At 64.5% G+C, this 20080-nt stretch carries 16 protein-coding genes; 3 read left to right on the top strand and 13 right to left on the bottom strand.

From position 1 onward, the window contains the following. Positions 1–7 precede the first annotated feature (7 nt). The 7 genes from ACK59Z_RS11340 to ACK59Z_RS11310 form a co-directional block, all read right to left on the bottom strand. The gene (locus tag ACK59Z_RS11340; RefSeq protein WP_003256129.1) at positions 8–1168 is read right to left on the bottom strand and encodes an acyl-CoA dehydrogenase family protein; all 1161 of its coding nucleotides are present in this window, start codon (positions 1166–1168) and stop codon (positions 8–10) included. 33 nt (positions 1169–1201) lie between these two features. Further along, positions 1202–1996 (bottom strand): enoyl-CoA hydratase/isomerase family protein, encoded by a 795-nt coding sequence (locus ACK59Z_RS11335; RefSeq protein ID WP_409293019.1) that lies wholly within the window; start codon positions 1994–1996, stop codon positions 1202–1204. 238 nt (positions 1997–2234) lie between these two features. Further along, positions 2235–3641 (bottom strand): amino acid permease, encoded by a 1407-nt coding sequence (locus tag ACK59Z_RS11330; RefSeq protein WP_019751076.1) that lies wholly within the window; start codon positions 3639–3641, stop codon positions 2235–2237. A gap of 196 nt (positions 3642–3837) precedes the next feature. Further along, complete coding sequence (locus tag ACK59Z_RS11325; protein ID WP_409293017.1) at positions 3838–6090, bottom strand: ATP-binding protein; 2253 nt, start codon at positions 6088–6090, stop codon at positions 3838–3840. Next, the gene (locus ACK59Z_RS11320) at positions 6087–6869 is read right to left on the bottom strand and encodes an ABC transporter substrate-binding protein (protein WP_108190630.1); all 783 of its coding nucleotides are present in this window, start codon (positions 6867–6869) and stop codon (positions 6087–6089) included. Before ACK59Z_RS11320 ends, ACK59Z_RS11325 begins: the two co-directional genes overlap by 4 nt. Next, entirely contained in the window at positions 6866–7582 is a 717-nt protein-coding gene (locus tag ACK59Z_RS11315; protein ID WP_003256139.1) for a response regulator, read from the bottom strand. The genes ACK59Z_RS11320 and ACK59Z_RS11315 overlap by 4 nt, the downstream gene beginning before the upstream one ends. Positions 7583–7656: 74 nt before the next feature. Continuing rightward, a complete protein-coding gene (locus tag ACK59Z_RS11310) occupies positions 7657–8301 on the bottom strand; it encodes a TetR family transcriptional regulator C-terminal domain-containing protein (RefSeq protein WP_014756232.1) in 645 nt (214 codons plus the stop codon). 116 nt (positions 8302–8417) lie between these two features. On the opposite strand from ACK59Z_RS11310, the gene ACK59Z_RS11305 reads away from it, so the two are divergent. Beyond that, complete coding sequence (locus ACK59Z_RS11305; protein WP_019751073.1) at positions 8418–9164, top strand: enoyl-CoA hydratase-related protein; 747 nt, start codon at positions 8418–8420, stop codon at positions 9162–9164. Positions 9165–9217: 53 nt separating this feature from the next. On the opposite strand, the gene ACK59Z_RS11300 is transcribed toward ACK59Z_RS11305, so the two are convergent. Genes ACK59Z_RS11300 through ACK59Z_RS11290 form a run of 3 tightly spaced genes read right to left on the bottom strand, consistent with a single transcriptional unit; the run spans position 9218 to position 13390 of the window. Further along, positions 9218–10276 (bottom strand): lipocalin-like domain-containing protein, encoded by a 1059-nt coding sequence (locus ACK59Z_RS11300; protein ID WP_409293014.1) that lies wholly within the window; start codon positions 10274–10276, stop codon positions 9218–9220. Further along, positions 10266–12725, bottom strand: a complete 2460-nt coding sequence (locus ACK59Z_RS11295; protein WP_409293012.1) for an ABC transporter permease — start codon at positions 12723–12725, stop codon at positions 10266–10268. The genes ACK59Z_RS11300 and ACK59Z_RS11295 overlap by 11 nt, the downstream gene beginning before the upstream one ends. Beyond that, positions 12725–13390, bottom strand: coding sequence for an ABC transporter ATP-binding protein (locus tag ACK59Z_RS11290; RefSeq protein WP_409293010.1), 666 nt, complete (start codon positions 13388–13390; stop codon positions 12725–12727). Before ACK59Z_RS11290 ends, ACK59Z_RS11295 begins: the two co-directional genes overlap by 1 nt. A 280-nt stretch (positions 13391–13670) precedes the next feature. On the opposite strand from ACK59Z_RS11290, the gene ACK59Z_RS11285 reads away from it, so the two are divergent. Further along, on the top strand, positions 13671–14738 hold the full coding sequence (locus ACK59Z_RS11285) for an aromatic ring-hydroxylating dioxygenase subunit alpha (RefSeq protein WP_003256145.1): 1068 nt from the start codon (positions 13671–13673) through the stop codon (positions 14736–14738). Between the two features lie 12 nt (positions 14739–14750). After that, entirely contained in the window at positions 14751–15701 is a 951-nt protein-coding gene (locus ACK59Z_RS11280) for a PDR/VanB family oxidoreductase (protein WP_409293008.1), read from the top strand. A 6-nt stretch (positions 15702–15707) separates the two neighbouring features. Here the strand turns inward: ACK59Z_RS11280 and ACK59Z_RS11275 are convergent, their stop codons facing one another. The 3 genes from ACK59Z_RS11275 to ACK59Z_RS11265 all read right to left on the bottom strand — a co-directional run bounded on the left by ACK59Z_RS11275 (position 15708) and on the right by ACK59Z_RS11265 (position 19797). Further along, the gene (locus tag ACK59Z_RS11275; protein ID WP_003256147.1) at positions 15708–16421 is read right to left on the bottom strand and encodes a GntR family transcriptional regulator; all 714 of its coding nucleotides are present in this window, start codon (positions 16419–16421) and stop codon (positions 15708–15710) included. A 679-nt stretch (positions 16422–17100) separates the two neighbouring features. After that, positions 17101–18354: an OprD family porin gene (locus ACK59Z_RS11270; protein ID WP_108190624.1), complete on the bottom strand. Its 1254-nt coding sequence runs from the start codon at positions 18352–18354 to the stop codon at positions 17101–17103. A 102-nt stretch (positions 18355–18456) separates the two neighbouring features. Beyond that, positions 18457–19797, bottom strand: a complete 1341-nt coding sequence (locus tag ACK59Z_RS11265; protein ID WP_108190623.1) for an MFS transporter — start codon at positions 19795–19797, stop codon at positions 18457–18459. Between the last annotated feature and the right edge of the window lie 283 nt (positions 19798–20080).

The following is a 20080-nucleotide window of genomic DNA, read 5'->3' as shown; positions in this document are numbered from 1 at the left end:
CTGGCGCTCAGCGCAGCAGCGGGCGCAGCAGTTCGCGGGCAATGATGTGCCGCTGGATTTCCGAAGTACCCTCCCAGATGCGCTCGATACGCGCGTTGCGCCAAATGCGCTCAACCGGCCCTTCGTCCATCAGGCCCATGCCGCCGAAGATCTGCACGGCTTCGTCGGCGACCTTGCCCAGCACTTCGCTGGCAAACAGCTTGGCCATGCCGGCTTCACCGTCGGTCATGTTGCCCTGGTCCATCTTCCAGGCGGTGTGCAGGGTGAGCATCTCCGCGGCGCGGATCTGCGTGGCCATGTCGGCCAGCTTGAACGACACCCCCTGGTAGCTGCCGATGGCCTGGCCGAACTGCTTGCGGTCGGCGGCCCATTGCAGTGACAGGTCGAGGGCGCGCTGGGCCTGGCCCACGCAGTTGGCGGCGACCATCACCCGGCCGGCGGTAAGCCAGGCATTGGCCACTTCCCAACCTTTGCCCACTTCGCCCAGCACCTTGCTGGCCGGCACCCGGCAGTCGTCGAAGAACAGCTCGTAGGTGTGATAACCACGGTTGCTCACGCACTTGGGACCACGGCGGATGGTCATGCCCGGCGTACCCCGGTCGACCAGCAAGGCGGTGACCGCATTGCGCTTGCGCCCGTTGTGCTCGTAGGTGTCGGTGACCGCGAAGACGATGGCAAAATCGGCGTGGCCGGCGTGGCTGATGAAGTGCTTGCTGCCGTTGATGACAAAGTCATCGCCCTGGCGCACGGCGCGGGTCTTGATGGCGTTGGCATCGGAACCGGCACCCGGTTCGGTGAGGGCAAAGCAGTCGGTTTTCTCGCCCTGCACACAAGGCAGCAAGTAGTCGTTGATCTGCTCGTCCTTGCAGGCCATGAGGATTTTCGACGGCCGTGCAACGAAGACATGCAGCGCCCAGGACACCTTGGACAGCTCACGTTCGATCAGCGCCTGGGACAGGTAGTCCAGACCGCCCCCTCCCACTTCCTCGGGCATGTTGAATGCATAAAAACCGGCTGCGATGGCCTTGCCACGGATCTGTGCGGCCAGTTCGGGTGATACGGCGTCGGCGCGGTCCACCGCTTCCTCATGGGGCAGCAGCTCCTTGGCAACAAAGCTGCGTACCGCTTCCACCAACATTTCTTGTTCTTGGGTCAGTTGGAAATTCATCTGCGAAGGTCCTGATGAGGGTCGGGTATCGGATTACTGGCCGGTAAAACGGGGGGCGCGGCGTTCAACCGAGGCTTGCAGGGCCTCGGCGCCATCCTGGCTGCGGCCGCACAGCAGGCCGGCGTGGCGCTCGGCCTCCAGTTGCTCGGCGAGGGTGCGCCGGGCGCCGTCGCGGATCAGCTGCTTGGTCTGCGCATAGGCGAACGTCGGGCCATTGGCCAGGCGCCCGGCCAACTCGGCCGCCACGGCGGGCAGTTGCTCGTCGGCGCAGACTTCGCTGACCAGCCCAGCCGCCAGGGCACGCTCGGTGCCCCACAGTTCATCGAGGAACAACAAGCGCTTGGCCTGCTCGCTGCCGATCAGCCGTGGCAGGTGCCAGCTGGCGCCAGCATCGGGGCTGTAGCCCATGCTGGTGTAGCCGGCCTTGAAGCGCGCCGAGGCGGCGGCGATGCGCAGGTCGCAGCACAGGCTGAGGTCCATGCCACCGCCCACGGCGGTGCCGTTGATGGCGGCGATGGTGGGTTTGTCGAGGCTGTGCAGGCGCAACATCAGGGCATGGGCAGTTTCGGTCCAGCCATAGCTTTCCAGGGTGCCGGCAGCTTCGGCGGCAGCCCATTCGGCCAGGTCGGCGCCAGCGCAGAAGCTGCGGCCGCTGCCGGTCAGCACCACCACGCGTACGGCGGGGTCGTCGGCATGGCTGTCGAGCAAGGCGTGCAGTTGCTTGAGGGTGGGAATGTCCAGCGCGTTGCGCTGCTCGGGGCGGTTGAGGGTGATCCAGGCAACGCCAGCTTCGACCTTGCTCAACAGTGGCGACAACGGGGTAGTCATGGGGGCCTCGGTGTTGTTGTGATGGTTTTGGAGGGCTTGACGAGGAAGATACTAAACGAGTGTTCAACAAGACGGGATGGGCTGTTACAACTTCGCACAACTCGGTATCTGGCGTTACACAAGGGCGTTCGTCGTGACGGCTTTATGGCCTGTGAGATCGCGCACCGCGCGGGCGGTGCTCGATCTCACAGGTGCTGAACATGCAGCGATTGACACCCGCCGGCGACGAGCTGCGGTGTCAAACCCCTGGTGCGCTGGGTGCGAAGGCCCCCTGCCGGCGGCGGTTGACGAAGAAGTACGCCGCATAGCACAGGGCAATGAAGCCAAAGCCCCAGTACAGCGACGGTCGTTGGGTTTCATCCAGCGCCAGGAACACGAACAGCGAGCTGCACAGGGTGATGCACAGCAGCGGCACCAGCGGGTACAGCGGCGCCTTGTACTTCAGGTCCTGCACTTGCCCCCCGTCGCGCAGCCAGGCCTTGCGGAAGCGGTACTGCGCCAGGGCGATGACGATCCAGGTCACGGTGCCGGACATACCGCTTACCGCCATCAGCACCATGAACAGCGTGTCAGCCGCAACGAAGCTGGTCATCAGCGAAATCAGCGCAAAGCACAGGGTGATGCTCAGCGCCCGCAGCGGCACACCACGCTTGCTCAGCGGCGACAGGCTTTTCGGTGCCATGCCAGTCTTGGACATCGCCCAGAGGATGCGCGTGGAGGCATACAACCCAGAGTTACCCACCGAGAGGATGGCCGTGAGGATGACGAAGTTCATCAAGTCGGCGGCGTAAGGGATGCCGACCATGTCGAACACCTGCACGAACGGGCTTTCCATCAGACCGGCCTGCTCGTGCGGCACAATGGCCGAAAGCACGGCAATCGCCAGCACATAGAAGATCAGCACGCGGAACACCACATTGCGCACCGCCCGCGGGATGCTTTTTTCCGGGTGCTCGGTCTCACCAGCCGCCACCCCCATGATTTCGCAACCCTGGAAGGCATAGACCACGGTCATCATCACCGCGAACACTGCCGACAGGCCGTGGGGGAACAGCGACTCGCCCACCAGGTTGTTCAGCATCGGTGCGGGTGCCCCGCTGCTCAGGGGGATGGCACCGAAGATCACCAGCAGGCCAATGACGATGAAGCCGAGGATGGTTGCCACCTTGATGCCCGAGAACCAGTACTCGGCCTCGCCAAAGGCACGCGTGGCCAGGGCGTTGAGGCCGAACAGCACCACCACGAACAGCGCCGACCAGTACCAGATCGGCACCTCCGGGAACCAGCGGGTCATCAACATGCCGGCAGCGGTGAACTCCAGGCCTACGGTGGTGGCCCAGCTCATCCAGTACACCCAGCCGATCATGAAGCCGGTGGCCGGGCCAATGTACTTAGTGGCGTGGGCCTGGAACGAACCGGACACCGGCATCTGCACCGACAGCTCACCCAGGCAGACCATCACCAGGTACATCAGCAAGCCCGCGACCAGGTAAGCCAGGATCGCGCCCACCGGCCCACCCTGATTGATGGTTACGCCCGAGCCCATGAACAGGCCGGTTCCAATAACCCCACCCAGCGACAGCATGAAGATGTGTCGGCTTTTCAGGGCGCGGGTGAGCTGGATCTTTTCAACGTTGTCAGTCATGGCGCACCTCACCATTGCGGCAGGTACGTGTGGCGATGCGAACGAGGGGCTGAGCGCTACGGCATGTCATTATTCTTGTCTCCAATAAGCCTCATGGACCGCGTGCAACACGGTTGCCATGGATTATTGGAAACGGATGTAAGGTGCCGTTGTACGAACGGATCGAAGATGTAAAAAGTCGTAAGTTTTTTGTACGTCAGCTCTGAATCAACTGTTCCAGGGTCGCACGGGCCTGGTCGAGCTGGCTTGCCAGTGGCTCGGCCAGTGCGTTCAGCGCCTGCCCATCATGCTGGCGGGCTGCGTCTTCCAGGCGTCGCAACAGCGCAGCCAGGCCAGAAAAACCCAGGGAGTCGCAACTGCCGGCCAGGCGATGGGCCAGGTGCAGCACCTCGGTAAAGTCCTGGGCTGGCAGCGCCTCGGCCAACGCCGTGGCGTGCTGCTCCAGTGACTGGCGCAACACATTCAGCAGGCCCTGCAGCTTCTGCTCGCCCAGCAGCGAGCGGTGGGTGGCCAGCAGCGACCAGTCCATGTTTGCGTCAATACCGGCCTCTTCAGTCGGCGTTGCGTCGGCCAGCGCCTGGCGCAGGTTGGCCAGCCGCAGGGGCTTGGCCAGCACACCTTGCATGCCGGCTTCCAGGTAATCCGACAGTTGCCCCGGTTGCACGCCAGCGGTCAGCGCCACTATCCGGCTGTGGTGGTTAGGCCCGGGGGTGGCGCGAAGCTGCCGGCACAGTTCCACCCCGCTCATGCCGGGCAGGTGAACGTCCAGCAGGATCAGGTCGAAGCGCCGCTGTGCGCACAACTGCAGGGCCTGCCCGGCATCCTCGGCAAAGCTCACCCGGTGGCCATCGCGCACCAGCAGGCCGCTCGCCACCTCACGGTTCAGCGCGACGTCCTCGACCACCAGGATATCCAGGCTGGCGCTCACCGACTGGGCCGGGGTATTGGCCGCAACCGGCTGCCCAAGGGCGATGTCGAGTTCGAACCAGAAGCAGCTGCCCTGCCCTTGTACACTGTCCAGGCCAATGCAGCCCCCCAGCTTTTCCACCAGGTGCTTGCAGATCGCCAGTCCCAGACCGGTGCCGCCGTAGCGGCGTGCCACGGCCTCGCTGGCCTGGACGAAGCGGTCGAAGATTTTTGCCTGTACGGCCGGCTCGATGCCGATGCCGTTGTCACTGACCGACAGCCGCAGGCGCTGCGTGGTCGCCTCGCTGACCAGCACCTGCACCTTGAGCCGCACCTGGCCGTGCTCGGTGAATTTGATGGCATTGGCCAGCAGGTTGCTGAGCACCTGACGCAGGTACTGCTCGGCACCGTGCTGGTAACCGGCTAATTGCTCATCAATCTCCAGATGCAGTGTGTCGCCGTTGTCCGCGGCCATGGGTTCGAGCAGCGCCAGCACTTCCTGGCACAACTGGCGCAGCGAAAAGCCGACCAGCTCGGCGCGGCTCTCACCTTCTTCGAGCCGGGCGAAATACAGCACTTCGTTGAGAATCGCCAACAGCCCCTCGCCGGCCTTGTACAAGGCTTCCAGGCGCTGACGGTCGGCCGCTTCCAGCCGGCCACCGCGTAGCAGCTCGGCCATGCCCAGGATACCGTTGAGCGGGGTGCGCAGTTCGTGGCTCATGGTCGCCAGGAAGCGTGACTTGGCCAGGTTGGCGGCCTCGGCGTCATCCTTGGCCCGGGCCAGGCTGGCGGTACGTCGTTCGACCATGGCCTGCAGTTCGTCGCGCTTGTCTTGCAACGCCAGGCGGTCGCGCTCGCGGCGTTCAATGTCGCTGAGGATGGCGCGGCGCATATCGTCCAGGGCATTGGCCACCGTGTCGATCTCGTCAGGGCGCGATGAACGGCGGCGCCCCAGGCGCAACGGTTCCTGCCATTGGCCGGCGCCAATACGCCGGGCGAACTCGGCCATCACTTGCAGATGGCGGGTGACCAGGCGATAGAACAGCCCCGACAGCGCCACTGCCAGGCCACACAGGAACACGCCCATCCACAGCAGGCTGGCAAGGCCGGTGGCATACAACCGATGGTGCACCGCACCCAAGTCGATACTCACTTCAAGCTCACCCAGGTGCCTGGCGGGGCCCGAGGGGGGCTGATAATCCAGGGGGAAGCGCTCGATGCGCAGCGGCCCCTTGGGTTCGGCCTCCCCTCGCAGCAGTTGAAAATCGTCGCTAACCAAGCGCACCCGGGCCACGTCGGAAAAATCCACCAGGCCGCGCAATTGCGTATCCAGCTGCGCCTCGTCCAAGTCCCACAGGCTGCGCTCCAGGCTGGCGAGGTAGCCTGCGCGGATCAACGCCATGCGCGCCTCGATGTCGCGCATCTCGCGGCGGTATTCGAAATACAGCTGCACGCTACTGGCCAGTACGGTAAAGCACAGGCTGAACAACAGGATGAACCGCAGCAGGCGGCGCAGCAAGCCATCGGTGTGCAGGCGAATCATCGGGCATCTGCCGGCAGGTTGATCATGTCGCGGTAGGTGACCTCGCTCTGCTCCAGCCAGCGCGCGATCTCGCCAGCCTGGTTCATGCGCCGCAACTGCGCGTCGATTTCGTCCATGTGCTGGCTCAGGGGTGATTGCCGCGATACGGCTACCCGCAGGTAGTCCACGCTCAGCGCGCTGGGCAATACGCGGATGTCCTGCGCGCCGGGCAGGTGCTCGATGAACAGTTGGCCGGTGCGCCGCTCCTGGATCACATAGTCGATGCGCCCGCGGATCAGCTTGCCGAAGTTCTGCTGGCTGGAAGACACCCGCTCGATGTTCTGATGCCGGGCGACGAAGCGGTCGAATTCGGCGCCGTAGCTTTCGCCGTACAACAGGCCGCCGCGGTAACCCGCCAGGTCCTCCAGCTGCTGGAACTGCACCGGTCGCTTGCGGTTGTAGAACACGGCCACTTCCTCGCGCACCACCGGCTCCGTGGAAAAACGCATGCGCTGGTCACGCTGGTCGCTGTTGTAGGCCAGGACCACGTCCACCCGCCCGGCGGCGGCGTCCATCAGGCAGCGCTTCCAGTTGCCCAGCACCACGGTTTGCACCTCGTAGCCCATGCGCGCGAACAGTTCACGCACCACGGTTGGGGCCAGGCCGCGCACCTGGTGGCCGTCGCTCCAGGAAATGGGCGGGTACACCGGGTAGTCACAGTAACGCACGGGTTCACTGGCACTGGCGTGCAGGGTGGGCAACGTCAAGGCCAGCGCCAATCGCCAGGCGCGATGAATCATGCTGCCACGCTGGCAGTGAACAGGTAGCCGGTGCCGTGAATGGTGATGATCAACTGCGGTTCGGCCGGGTCGTCATGCAGCTTGCGCCGCAGGCGGCCGACCAGCACGTCGATGGAGCGGTCGTTGGGCACCCACTCGCGGTTGCGAATCTGGTCCATCAACTGGTCGCGGCTGAGGGTGTGGCCGCTGTTGCGCAGGAACACGCTGAGCAACTGGAACTCGCCGTGGGTCAGCAGGGTTTGCCCGCCACGGGCGTCGATCAGGCGCCGGCGGTCGGTATCCAGTGCCCAGTCGGCGAACTGCTTCAGCGATTGCGCGCAGGCCGGGGCGGGGTGCGCCTCGCGGGCATGGCGCACGCGGCGGATCAGGTTTTTCGCCCGGGACACCAGCTCGCGGGGGTTGAGTGGTTTGATCACGTAGTCATCTGCACCGCACTCCAGGCCAACGATGCGGTCTATGTCGTCATTGCGCCCGGTGACGAGGATGATGCCAACCTCCGAGCGCACCCGCAGTTCGCGGGTCAGGGTGAGGCCGTCCTTGCCGGGCAGGCGGATGTCCAGCAGCACCAAGTCGACATCCTGGCTGGCGAGCAGGGCTTCGGCCCTTTCCGCGGTGTCGGCGCAGTGTACGTCGTAGCCCTCCTGGGATAGGTAGGCCTGCAGCAAGTCACGAATAAGCGGATCGTCATCGACGATCAATACCCGAGGCGTCATTGCGTGTTGTCTCTTTTTTATTGGTGTTGTTCTACACACTCGCGACAGCAGCGTACTCGTTACTGAACAGGTGATCAACAGCCCTCGGGCAGGCTGAAGCGCCTCCGGCCGCCGGCCTGCAGGCCGTCGACCCATGCCTCGCAGATGATCACGCCCTGCTCGGGGCTGAAGGTGCCGGGGTTCAGGCCCGACTCCAGCCACAGGCCGTCGAGCAAGGCGCTCAGGCTGATGGCCGCCAGGTCGGCATCGAAGCCCTGCCAGCCCTCCTCTTCGGCCAGTCTGGCCAGTAGCTGGCCAAGTTCGTTGCGGTACTCGCCGTAGGAGTGGTCGTGCACCTGGTTGATCGCGTCGGCGGTCTTCACCGCGCCCCAGAAGGCCAGCCAGGCATCGAGCAATTGCGGGTCGAGCAGCTCGGCGCAGAACGAGGCACGGAAGAACGCCGACAACCGCTCGCGGGCATTGGGCGCAGCTTGGGCCATGGCCTCGCGCAACAAACCCATCACCCGACCGGTGACGGCCATGTAAGCCTCTGCCACCAGTTCGTCCTTGCCCGCGTAATGGTGGCTGATCAGCCCGACCGAGACCCCGGCCTCGGCCGAGATCTTGCGGATTGAAGCCCCCTGGAAACCATGGCGCTTGAGGCACACCAGGGTCGCCTCGACCAGGTTGGCTTTGCGCAGTTCCGGCAGCATGCGGTGGTAGCGGGCTTCCTGAGTCATCGGTGGGTCTCTGGTTAGGGGCTGGACTGAACGACTGTACAACAAGCCGGACTGCGTGATAAACCCTAAGCGCCACTGCCCGGCAGGGCCCCCTCACAACAACAAAAGCGGCTGCCATGAACGACCTGATCACACGCGAACTGGACCAAGGCCTGCTGACCCTGGCCTTCAACCGCCCCGACAAGCTCAATGCCCTGAACACTGCCATGTACCAGCTGCTGGGCGACCTGTTGCTGGCGGCAGGTGAAGACCCTGCTGTCGATGCCATTATCATCACCGGTGGGCCGCACTGCTTCAGCGCTGGCAACGACCTTCGCGACTTCCTCGACAACCCGCCCAGCGACCTGGACAGCCCGGTGTTCCGCCTGATGCGGGTGGTCATGGGCCTGGACAAGCCGCTGATCGCAGCGGTCAGTGGTGCGGCGATCGGCATCGGGGCCACCCTGTTGCTGCACTGCGACCAGGTGCTGGTCAGCCGCTCGACCAAGCTGCGCATGCCTTTCGCACCGCTGGGTGTGTGCCCGGAGTTTGGTTCCAGCCTGCTGCTGCCACGTGTGCTTGGCCAGGCCAGGGCGGCACGCTTGCTGCTGACCAATGCATTGCTGGATGGCGAACAGATGCTGGCCTGGGGGCTGGCCAATGAGCTGCATGAAAACGGCGAACAGTGCCTGGACGCTGCCCGCACACTGGCGCGGCAGCTGCAAGGCTACCCGCAGGCGGCACTGCGGATCAGCAAGCGGCTGCTCAAGGACAGCCAGCGGGCGGAGCTGGAGGCCACGGTGGCGCGGGAAAGCCGACTGTTCATCGAGTGCTTGCGTACTGAAGAAGCGCGGGCCGTGCTGCGAGGGCTGATCAAGGATTGAAGGGCCTGGCGCGACCTTTATGGGCGCAACTGTCTTGCGCAAACGTTGTTGCACTAGTACCCGGTCATCTCCAGATACCCGCGCCCGCCCGCACTCCCGTTCAAGCGTACCGGCCCTTCCCAATACGGGAACCGTGTCTGCATCCACGCCTGCGGCTCCACGGCATCGACCTGCACATCCACCCCATGCTCCGGCACTTGCACCCGCCAACGCGTGGGCACCTGCTTGCCGTTTTTCTGCGCAGACCAGGCCAGGGCCTGCAGCTGGATCTGTGCGGCGTCAAGCGCCATCACGTCCCCGTGTGGCCCTACCCAGGTCCCGGCGCGATACGGTTCCCCGTGGGCCTCCCGTACCTGGAACAGCATCAGCTTGGCGCCACTGTCCAGGTGCAGGGAAAACCAGTCCCAGCCGGTCTGCCCGGGCGCCAGCGGCTGACTGCTCCATTCCCGGTCCAGCCAGGCCTGCCCGGTAACCGCGATGCACAGGCTGCCACGCTGGACCTGCCCCTGGACCTGGTAGAACGGCTGGCTGTAATAGTACGAAGCCTGGCCCTTGCCTGATTTTTCGCTGTAGCCCTGCTCCCCATGCAGCACCAAGGGAAGATCGCTGTGCAACTGCAAGTCATAGCGAAATCCGTCGCCACTTGCGACCATCTGCAGGTGTTCAATGCCGCCCTGGCCCTGTAACACCCAGTCATTGATCCATGCACGAAACGGCTGGGCCTGCACGCCGGCCTGGCCGATCCCTCCCCGCGCCAGGGTTTCAGCAGCCTGATGGCCACCCGGCCCGGTCAGTGCTGCATGCCCCATCCACAGGTTCGGGCTGTTCCAGCCGCTGGTCTCCGGGCCGGTGCGCAAGGCCGAGCGGAACAGTGTCCACTGGGCACCCCAGTCACGGCCCTGGGCGTCCTTGAGGTTGGCGGTGACATACCACCACTCGATACGAAAGCCGTCGTGGGGGCCGTGGTCATGCGGGAAGACCAGACGATGATCGCGGGTCACCTGGCTGAACTCGCCAGCCTGCTGCCCGAGCCCGGCATAGCTCTGCGGTGCAGGCTGATCACAGCCGCACAACAACAACCCGCTCAGCAACAGCCACGCATTAAGCTTCATCGGACAACGGCCTCAACAGTTCGCGCGGCTGGCGGCGCGCCAGCTGCCACAGCGGCCAGGCACAGGCGATCAGGCTGGTGAGCATGCCCAGCACGGTCAGCTGCAGCAGTTGCATGGGGAACACATACAGCGGTAAACGCCAGCCGAATGCCTGCACGTTCACCACCGCGACCAGGCACCAGGCCAGCAGCAACCCAAGCGGGATTGCCAGCAGCACGGTGAAGCTGCTTAGCATGAGTGTCTGCCCCAGGCTCAGCCAGACCAGTTGCATGCGCCGCACCCCCAGCGCCCACAGCGGTGCCAACTGGCCCAGCCGGGCCTGGCCCAGGGTCAGCAGGTTGATGAACAACGCCACACCGGCCACGCCAAGGGTAAGGCTGTTGAGGGCTGCGGTGGCGGCAAAGGTGCGGTTGAACACGTCGGTCGACCAGCGTTTCAGGCGCGCCTGCTCGACCACCCGGCTGTCATCCAGGGCAAAGTGCCGTTGCAGCGCGGCCTTGAGCGATGCCACCCCTTCAGCGCTCAGGTCGACACTCAAGCCGGCCAGGGTTGCCTGTGGCCAGTGGGCGCGCAACCAGCCGGCATTGACCAGCACATGCCCCTTGGGGTTGCCGTAATCGGCATAGATCCCCACCACGGGCATGGCTGGCGTGTCTGCGGGCAGCTTCAGGCTGTCGCCCAGTTGCAGGTCCAATCGCCTGGCCAACTGCTCACTGAGCATCACGCCTTGTCCGCTGGCCAGTTGCTGCCAGGCGCGCGAATGCTGTTCCAGCAATGGCCAGCGCGTTCGATAGGCGGGGTGATCGACAATGCCCTGCACTTGCACCGGCCAACCTTGCAGCTGCATGTCTGCACGCCAGCCGGGCAGGACCACGCTGGCCACAGGTTGCTGCTTGAGCCACCCGACTATCTGCAAGCCTTGGGCCGTGTCCCGCGGGGTGACATACAGGTCGGCGGAGAGGCGCAGGTCAAGCCAACCGACAAACGTCTTGCGAAACCCCTCGGTCATGCTGCCCACGCCAACACTGGCAGCCAGGGCCAGCAAAAGGGCGACCAACGCCAGGCTCAGCGCTGGCAACTGCTGGCGGCTGTCAGCCACGAACCATTGCGCCAATGGCCGGTGGCAACGACGCGCCAGCCAGGCCAGTACCCGATCGAGCAACGCCGGCAACAGCAGCGCCGCCGCCAGCAGCAACCCTGCCAGCATGGCGAACGCGCCAAGCAGGCCAGCCCCGAAGACACCACAGCCCAAGGCCAGCAACAGCAGCAGGCCCGCTAGCAAAGCCTGCCGTTGCAACCATGGCCCCTGCGCCAGTCGCCAGGCCTGGGGTTGCGCCAGCGCCAGCAGAGGCAACCGGGCAGCGCGCATTACACTCTGCAGGCCGGCCAGCAATGCCCCGAGGACACTCACCAGCACACCCAGCAGCCACCAGCCCGCCGGCAGGCTCAACGTGCCGGCGACCTGGGCGCCATACAGGCCACGCAGGCTGGCGGCCACGTCGGGCAGCAGCCACGCGGCCAATGCGTAACCACTGGCCACCCCGGCCAGCCCACCCAGTGCCGCGAACAGGCCCAGCTCCAGCACCAGGGCACCCAGCAGGGTCTTCAGGCTGACGCCGCACGCGCGCAGGTTGCGGATCAGCCCACGGCGCTGCTCCAGCGCCAGACCGATTGCGGCGTGGGCGATGAACAAGCCGACAACGAACGCCAGCAGGCCGAGGGCGGTCAGGTTGAGGTGGAAACTGTCGGTGAGGCGCTGCAAGCCGCCATCGTCCTGCCGCGGCTGCAGTTCAAGGTGGCGGGCAATATCCGCAGGCAACGGCCCGGGCGTATCAGCCAGCAGCAGACGAGACAACTGCCCCGGTGCGTTCAGCAACGCCTGCGCGTGGCCGATGTCCACCACGATGACCCCGGGTGCCAACGCAGGCTGCAAAACCATAGGCGGCAGCAACTGCCCTTCACTGTCGCGGGTCGGCTGCCCGGGGCTTGTGTTCAGTTGACGCAAGGTGTCTGGCCCAACCCAGGCTTGCCCGGGCGTGCCGATGAACGCTTGCAGGTCGAATGCCTGCACCTGCACCCCGGCAATGCTGCTGGCAGGCGGCAGGCTCAACGGCTCGATGCCGATCAGTCGCACACTGCGTGCGGGCTCGCCCGGCAAGCGCAAGCGCCCTTCCAGCACCGGCGAAACAGCCCAGCCCTGCCTGCGCAGTTGCACGTACAACGCCTGATCGAAGCGCTCGCCATTGCGCGCGATCAGTTGCGCCTGCAACGGCCCGGTCAATACCGCGCTGGCCCGGGCATAGTCGCTGCGTGCCTGGCTGTTCAATGCCTGCACACCGGTCCACAGCGCCGTGGCCAGCCACAGGCCAGTGAAGATGCTGAAGCACTGCACACGATGGCGCCGCCAGTGGCTGAGCAGCGCCAACAGGGCCAGCGACAAAAGCTTCATCAGCCCTGCTCGGGCCGCACACGGCCGGCCTGCAGGTAGCAACGGTGCTGCAAACGCGCCGCCAGCCGCGGGCTGTGGGTCACCATCAGTACCCCGCTGCCGGCTTCGGCGACCAACTGCAGCAACAAACTCAGCACCTCGTCACTGCTGGCCTCATCAAGGCTGCCGGTCGGTTCGTCAGCCAACAGCCAGGCCGGGCGCCCGGCAAGCGCACGGCCGATCGCGACGCGCTGCTGCTGGCCGCCAGACAGTTGTTCCGGGTAACGCTCGAGCAGGTCCGCCAGGCCCAGGCGCTGCGCCAGGTAAGCCGTCCAATGCGGGTCATGCCGCCCGGCGAGGCGGGCCTGGAACGTAAGGTTCAGGCCCACGTCCAGGCTGCTGATCAGGTTGTACTGCTGAAACACCAGGCCGATCCCCTCCCGCCGCCACTGCGCCAGCGACGCTTCCGAACGGCCATCGAGCGGAACATCGTCGATCAGAATACGGCCGCTGTCCGCTCGGTCCAGGCCAGCCACCAGGTGCAGTAAAGTGCTCTTGCCGCTGCCCGACTCGCCCATCAGCGCCAGGCTGCTGCCCCGCGCCAGGCGCATGTCCACCCCCTGCAATATGGGGAGCGGGCCTTGGGGGGTGGGGAATGATTTGTAGAGTTGTTCGATGGCTAGCATCGAGTGGCCTTGATGGGTGGGGTGTCCCTTTAGGCATAGCAGGTTCGGCCAAGCCTGCTCCTGCACCGGCCGCTTTGATCGATCTCGCCGGTGCCTTCCTGTTCAGACGACGTGCTGCTGCGGCCGCCCCTTCGAATCTCAGGGCGACCGATCAATGGATCCACTAAAAACCGATAATCGCACAGAATTCGCATTCATCAAGCAAAATTCATTGACCATGCCCGCCAGTCGCAGCCTTAATGGATCCATTAAATAAAAACAAAACCCCGGAGAGCCTCCCATGTACCCTAAAAACACCTGGTACGTCGCCTGCACCCCCGACGAAATCGCCACCAAACCCCTGGGCCGGCAGATCTGCGGGGAAAAAATCGTGTTCTACCGCGCCCGAGAGAACCAAGTCGCCGCCGTCGAGGACTTCTGCCCGCACCGCGGCGCACCGTTGTCGTTGGGCTATGTCGAGGACGGCAACCTGGTGTGCGGCTACCACGGCCTGGTCATGGGTTGCGACGGCAAGACCGTGTCGATGCCGGGCCAACGGGTGCGTGGCTTCCCTTGCAACAAGACCTTTGCGGCCGTCGAGCGCTATGGCTTCATCTGGGTCTGGCCCGGTGACCAGGCGCAGGCCGACCCGGCGCTGATTCCGCATCTGGAATGGGCGGTGAATGATGAGTGGGCCTACGGCGGCGGGCTGTTCCACATCGGTTGCGACTACCGCCTGATGATCGACAACCTCATGGACCTCACCCATGAAACCTATGTGCACGCGTCCAGCATCGGCCAGAAGGAGATCGACGAGGCACCGCCGGTCACCACCGTCACCGGCGACGAAGTGGTCACCGCCCGGCACATGGAAAACCTCATGGCGCCGCCGTTCTGGCGCATGGCCTTGCGTGGCAACGGCCTGGCCGACGATGTACCGGTGGACCGCTGGCAGATCTGCCGTTTCACCCCACCTAGCCATGTGCTGATCGAAGTGGGTGTAGCGCATGCCGGCAAGGGCGGCTACCACGCCGAGGCACAGCACAAGGCATCGAGCATCGTCGTCGACTTCATCACCCCGGAAAGCGATACCTCGATCTGGTACTTCTGGGGCATGGCACGCAATTTCGCTGCGCACGACCAGACCCTGACCGACAACATTCGTGAGGGCCAGGGCAAGATTTTCAGCGAAGACCTGGAAATGCTCGAACGTCAGCAGCAAAACCTGCTGGCCTACCCCGAGCGCAACTTGCTGAAGCTGAACATCGATGCCGGCGGCGTGCAGTCACGCAAAGTGCTGGAGCGGATCATCGCCAAAGAGCGGGCGCCGCAGCCGCAACTGATCGCCACCAGCGCCACCCCTGCCTGAGGAACAGCCGACATGATCGATGCCGTAGTGGTATCCCGTAACGATGAAGCACAGGGTATCTGCAGCTTCGAGCTGGCAGCGGCAGATGGCAGCCTGCTGCCGGCGTTCAGCGCCGGCGCCCATATCGACGTGCACCTGCCCGACGGGCTGGTGCGCCAGTATTCGCTGTGCAACCACCCCGAAGAACGCCATCGCTATCTGATAGGCGTGCTCAACGACCCGGCTTCGCGGGGCGGCTCACGTAGCCTGCACGAGCAGGTGCAGGCCGGCGCCCGGCTGCGTATCAGTGCGCCGCGCAACCTGTTCCCGCTGGCCGAGGGGGCGCAGCGCAGTGTGCTGTTTGCCGGCGGCATCGGCATTACCCCAATCCTGTGCATGGCCGAGCAGCTGTCCCACTGCGGCCAGGCCTTCGAGTTGCATTACTGTGCCCGCTCCAGCGAGCGGGCGGCGTTTATCGAGCGGATTCGCAGCGCGCCGTTCGCTGATCGGCTGTTCGTGCATTTTGACGAGCAGCCGGAAACGGCGCTGGACATCGCCCAGGTGCTGGGCAACCCGCAAGCTGATGTGCACCTGTATGTATGCGGGCCCGGCGGGTTCATGCAGCATGTGCTGAAAAGCGCGAAGGGGCTGGGCTGGCAGGAGGCCAACCTGCACCGCGAGTACTTCGCCGCAGCACCGGTGGATGCCAGCAACGATGGCAGTTTCTCGGTGCAGGTGGGCAGCACGGGCCAGGTGTTCGAGGTGCCAGCCGACCGGACCGTGGTGCAGGTGCTGGAAGAGAACGGTATCGAGATCGCCCTGTCGTGCGAGCAGGGTATTTGCGGCACCTGCCTGACACGCGTGCTGCAGGGCACACCGGACCATCGCGATCTGTTTCTCACCGAAGAGGAACAGGCCCTGAACGATCAGTTCACGCCTTGCTGCTCGCGCTCGAAGACGCCGCTGCTGGTGCTGGACATCTGACCCGGCTTACGACGAGGGCAGGATGACTTTCATGCCCGCGTCCGCCGCTGCCCCGCCAAAGGTTTCGGCATAGCGCAAGGTGGCATTGGCGTGCTCGCGCATGATCGCTTCGGCGCGGGCACCCTGGCGGTTGACCAGGGCGTCGAACACGGCGTGGTGCTGCATGTGGGCGAAGTTGAAGCGCCGGTACTCGCGAGCCAGGTCATGGCGGTCCACCGCCAGTGCGGTGACCGAGGCGAATGGCAGGTGATCGTTGCGCGCCAGGGCAACGGCAATGGCCGGGTTGTGGCTGGCGTCGATGATCACCTGATGAAAGCGCATGTTCAGGTCGTGATAGACCTGCAAGTCGTCTTCGCTCACAAAGCCCTTGTCGAACAGCTGATCGCCGTCGACCAGGCATTGTTGCAACGCAGCGCGTGCTTGCACCGACAAGCCACGTTCTGCAGCCTGACGCGCCGCCAACCCCTCCAGCACACCGCGCACCTCGACCGCACCCGCGATGTCATCGGCGCTGACCGAACGCACCTGAAACCCCCGGCCACCAAAGCGCACCAGCAGGCCTTCCTGTTCGAGGGTGCGAAATGCCATGCGCACCGGCATGCGTGAAACGCCGAACAGTTCGGCGGTTGGGACTTCCATCAAGCGCTCGCCGGCCGCCAGCTCGCCCGAAGCGATCATCTTGCGCAACGCAACCAGCACCATTTGACCGGGTTTGCTCATCCAGGCGACTTCCAAAGACATGAGCGGGCATCTTAGCGCAAGCCGTGGGGTTGCTGCTGACCTGTTGTAGGAGCGGGTTTACCCGCGAAGCAGGCAACGCGGAACATGGCACCGGCTTTGCCGGTGTTCGCGGGTGAACCCGCTCCTACGGGGGGCGCGCGCCAAGAAACCCACCTGGCGCAAGACATGCGCCGTAGATGTAGGAGCGGGTTTACCCGCGAAGCAGGCGACGCGGTGCATGGCACCGGCTGCGCCGGTGTTCGCGGGTGAACCCGCTCCTACGGGAGGCGCGCGCCAAGAAACCCACCTGGCGCAAGACATGCGCCGTAGATGTAGGAGCGGGTTTACCCGCGAAGCAGGCAACGCGGTGCATGGCACCGGCTGCGCCGGTGTTCGCGGGTGAACCCGCTCCTACGGGGAGAGCGCGCGCCAAGAAACCAACCTGTCTCGAAACAGGCGCCGTAGATGTAGGAGCGGGTTTACCCGCGAAGCAGGCGACGCGGTGCATGGCACCGGCTGCGCCGGTGTTCGCGGGTGAACCCGCTCCTACAGGGGGCGCGCGCCAAGAAACCAACCTGTCTCAAGATATGCGCCGTAAATGTAGGAGCGGGTTTACCCGCGAAGCAGGCAACACGGAACATGGCACCGGCTGCGCCGGTGTTCGCGGCTGAACCCGTTCCTACAAGGTCAGCGGGTAGCTGACGATCAGTCGCGTCTGGTCGAAATCGCTGTTGAAGCTGCGCCGGTTGGTCGCGTTGTTCAGCCGGATGTTGAGGTTCTTCAAAGCCCCACTCTGGAAGGTGTAGTTCACCTCGGTATCGCGCTCCCACTCCTTGCCATTGCTGCCCGCCGCCGTGGTGGCGTTCTCGCCATGCCCGTACCGCACCATGGCCAGCAGCCCTGGCACACCGAGCGCGGCAAAGTTGTAGTCATAACGCACTTGCCACGAACGCTCGTCAGCATTGCTGAAGTTGCCGTTGAACATGTCGTTGCCCAGGGTTCGCCCACTGCTGCCGTACACCGACATCCACTGGCTGTCACCACTGACCTTCTGCAACCCCAGGTACAGCGTGTGGCCACTGTACGAAGCTGACAGCAAGGCGTAGCCGGTGCGGCTCTGGATGTCGCCGATGCGCGCCTGCCCGTCATCCCGGTCGATGAAGTAGCCAAGGTTGGCCCCCAACGTCCACTCCCCTACCCGCTGACTGTGCAGCAGGTTGAAGTAGCTTTGCTGGTAGATGTCCTCCAACTGCGAGTGCCAAGCGCCGATCAGTGTTCGCTGCTGGTTGAAGCGGTACTCGGCGCCGGCGTAGTTGAAGCCGTCCGAGGTGACCCCGGGCGCCGCCCAGGCAGACAGGTCCTGCATGTCCGAAGAGTGGCGCAGGCTCACCTCGCGGTACTGGCCGGCCTGCAGGCTCAGGCCTTCGATTTGCCGCGAGTCGAGCATGGCACCACGGAAGGTCTGCGGTAGCAGGCGGCCATCGTCGTAACGCAGCAGTGGAATATCCGGCAACAACTCCCCGACCTTCAGCTCGGTCGCGGACATACGCAGCTTCGCCGCCAGCCCGGCCCGACCGTAGTCGTCGGCCGCCCGCCCGTCATCGTGCACCGGCAACAGTTCTGAGCCGCTGGTACCGCCGCCGCTGTCCAGCTTCACGCCGAACATGGCGATACCATCCAGGCCAAAACCGATCAGCCCCGGGGTGTAGCCCGAACTGAACTTGAAGATGAAACCCTGGGCCCACTCTTCAACCTTGCCCTTGGCGGCCCCCGGGTCGCGGAAATCCCGGTTGAAGTAGTAGTTGCGCAGTGTCAGCCCACCCTTGGCATCTTCAAAGAAGCCCCCCTCTTGCGCCCAGGCCGGCAAACCAAGGCCAAACGCCAGCGAAACTGCCAGGGCCGAACGGGCCAGCGTGCAAGTTGTGTCCATCATTATTATTGTTCTCCGCGTTCAATAGGCGCAGCAGACCGCCCCAGGCCAGCATGACCCGGAGCAGTAAGTTGCATTCAGATACCCGGCCAGGCCGGGTTGCACTCAGTGACTCAGTGCATCAGCAGGCAAGGCGGACGCAGGCTTTGTCGTTGGGCGCAACAGCAGCAGGCAACCCGCGGCAAGCACGAACACGCTGGCAAACACGCCGTACAGATGCAGGGGTTGCCAGCCACCATCGAGCAGCACGCCAGCCACGGTCGGCGACAGGATTGCGCCCATGCGGCCGATGCCGATCCCCCATCCCACACCGGTGGTACGTACCGATGCGTCATAGACCACCGGCGACAAGGCATACAGCCCAGCCACGCAGCCGTTGGAAAACAGCCCGATCAGCAGGCCCAACGCCAGCGCCGCAGTGACCGAGGCGCCATTGGCCACGAACAGCACCAGCAGCGCGGCGGTAATGAGCATGAACAACGCCAGCACGCGCGTCAGTGGCCAGCGCGAAGCCAGGCCGCCGATCAGCGCCGCGCCAAGGATGCCGCCCACGCTCAACAGCACCCCGCCGGTGATGCCTTGCTGGGCCGACAAGCCGGCGGCCACCAACAGTTTCGGCGTCCAGCTCATGACGAAGTAGAAGCCGAACATGACCAGGAAGAACAGCAACCAGATCACCAGCGTGGTGCGGCGCATGGCCGGCGCCAGCAGCTGCTTGAAACCGCTGCTGGCACCTTCTGCCCGTGCGGCAACAGCCGGCAGTTGCGCCAATGCCGGCTGGCCGAGGCGCACGGCCAGGCGGTTAACCCGGGCCAGCGCATTGGCCGGCCGGCGTGCCAGCAGAAAGTCCAGCGACTCTGGCAACCACAGCAGTACCAGCGGGATTACCAGTACGGTGACGATGCCGCCAAACAGAAATACCGAGCGCCAGCCCCAATGCCCCAGCAGCCATACCGCCAGCAAACCGCCCAGGGTCGCACCCAGCGCATAGCCAGTGGACTGCAGGCTCACCGCCAAGCCGCGCCAGCGTTTGCTGGCATATTCACTGGCAATCACATTGCTGCTGGCCAGGATGCCACCGATGCCCAGCCCGGTCAGGCCACGCAGCAGCGCCAGTTGCAGCGGGCTCTGGCTCAGTGCCGAGAGCAGCATGCCGATACCGGACAGCGCCAGGCACAGCAGGATCAGCGGGCGTCGGCCAAAGCGGTCAGCCCACGGCGCGATGAACAATGACCCGGCCGCCATACCGAACAAGCCGGCACTGAGCAGAAGCCCGACCTGCGCCCCGTTCAGGCCCCACTCGGCAGACACCGAGGCGGCGGTGAAGGCCATGACCAGCACGTCGAAGCCATCGATCATGTTGAGGATGATGCAAATACCAATGGCCAGGCACTGAAAGCGACCCATCGGGTCGTTGTCCAGACGTTGCTTGAGATCGGTATTCATGGGGTCACCTGCCGGCCAGGCTTGGCCACAGGCGAGAGGAACGATGCGCACGCGCAGGCGCAACGGGAGGAACCCTGACGGTTCAGTGCCGCTGGATAGCCATTCATGACTGGACCCTTTTTGTAATTGTTATCGCATACGGCAGGAGGGCTCCGGCCGTTGTCAGGCGCTAATCAACCAGATAATGGATCCACAAACAACGTTACGAAAGCACTGCCTATCAATCAGGCGCGACCAACCTCAGCTCATCGTTAGGAAAAATCATATTTTTTATAATTAAAAT

The sequence above is a fragment of the Pseudomonas sp. KCJK9058 genome (genome assembly GCF_046230975.1).
Taxonomy (GTDB): Bacteria; Pseudomonadota; Gammaproteobacteria; order Pseudomonadales; family Pseudomonadaceae; genus Aquipseudomonas; species Aquipseudomonas alloputida.
The sequence above is the reverse complement of the archived record's forward strand: the minus strand, read 5'-3'. Positions and strand labels throughout refer to the sequence as shown.

What these genes read in the sequence shown, in the direction of transcription:
- ACK59Z_RS11280 (WP_409293008.1), top strand. Translation starts at nt 14,751, where the DNA reads ATGATCGATGCCGTAGTGGTATCCCGTAACGATGAAGCACAGGGTATC.
- ACK59Z_RS11330 (WP_019751076.1), bottom strand. Translation starts at nt 3,641, where the DNA reads ATGACTGACAACGTTGAAAAGATCCAGCTCACCCGCGCCCTGAAAAGC.
- ACK59Z_RS11285 (WP_003256145.1), top strand. Translation starts at nt 13,671, where the DNA reads ATGTACCCTAAAAACACCTGGTACGTCGCCTGCACCCCCGACGAAATC.
- ACK59Z_RS11295 (WP_409293012.1), bottom strand. Translation starts at nt 12,725, where the DNA reads ATGAAGCTTTTGTCGCTGGCCCTGTTGGCGCTGCTCAGCCACTGGCGG.
- ACK59Z_RS11315 (WP_003256139.1), bottom strand. Translation starts at nt 7,582, where the DNA reads ATGACGCCTCGGGTATTGATCGTCGATGACGATCCGCTTATTCGTGAC.
- ACK59Z_RS11340 (WP_003256129.1), bottom strand. Translation starts at nt 1,168, where the DNA reads ATGAATTTCCAACTGACCCAAGAACAAGAAATGTTGGTGGAAGCGGTA.
- ACK59Z_RS11320 (WP_108190630.1), bottom strand. Translation starts at nt 6,869, where the DNA reads ATGATTCATCGCGCCTGGCGATTGGCGCTGGCCTTGACGTTGCCCACC.
- ACK59Z_RS11305 (WP_019751073.1), top strand. Translation starts at nt 8,418, where the DNA reads ATGAACGACCTGATCACACGCGAACTGGACCAAGGCCTGCTGACCCTG.
- ACK59Z_RS11275 (WP_003256147.1), bottom strand. Translation starts at nt 16,421, where the DNA reads ATGAGCAAACCCGGTCAAATGGTGCTGGTTGCGTTGCGCAAGATGATC.
- ACK59Z_RS11335 (WP_409293019.1), bottom strand. Translation starts at nt 1,996, where the DNA reads ATGACTACCCCGTTGTCGCCACTGTTGAGCAAGGTCGAAGCTGGCGTT.
- ACK59Z_RS11300 (WP_409293014.1), bottom strand. Translation starts at nt 10,276, where the DNA reads ATGAAGCTTAATGCGTGGCTGTTGCTGAGCGGGTTGTTGTTGTGCGGC.
- ACK59Z_RS11310 (WP_014756232.1), bottom strand. Translation starts at nt 8,301, where the DNA reads ATGACTCAGGAAGCCCGCTACCACCGCATGCTGCCGGAACTGCGCAAA.
- ACK59Z_RS11265 (WP_108190623.1), bottom strand. Translation starts at nt 19,797, where the DNA reads ATGAATACCGATCTCAAGCAACGTCTGGACAACGACCCGATGGGTCGC.
- ACK59Z_RS11290 (WP_409293010.1), bottom strand. Translation starts at nt 13,390, where the DNA reads ATGCTAGCCATCGAACAACTCTACAAATCATTCCCCACCCCCCAAGGC.
- ACK59Z_RS11325 (WP_409293017.1), bottom strand. Translation starts at nt 6,090, where the DNA reads ATGATTCGCCTGCACACCGATGGCTTGCTGCGCCGCCTGCTGCGGTTC.
- ACK59Z_RS11270 (WP_108190624.1), bottom strand. Translation starts at nt 18,354, where the DNA reads ATGATGGACACAACTTGCACGCTGGCCCGTTCGGCCCTGGCAGTTTCG.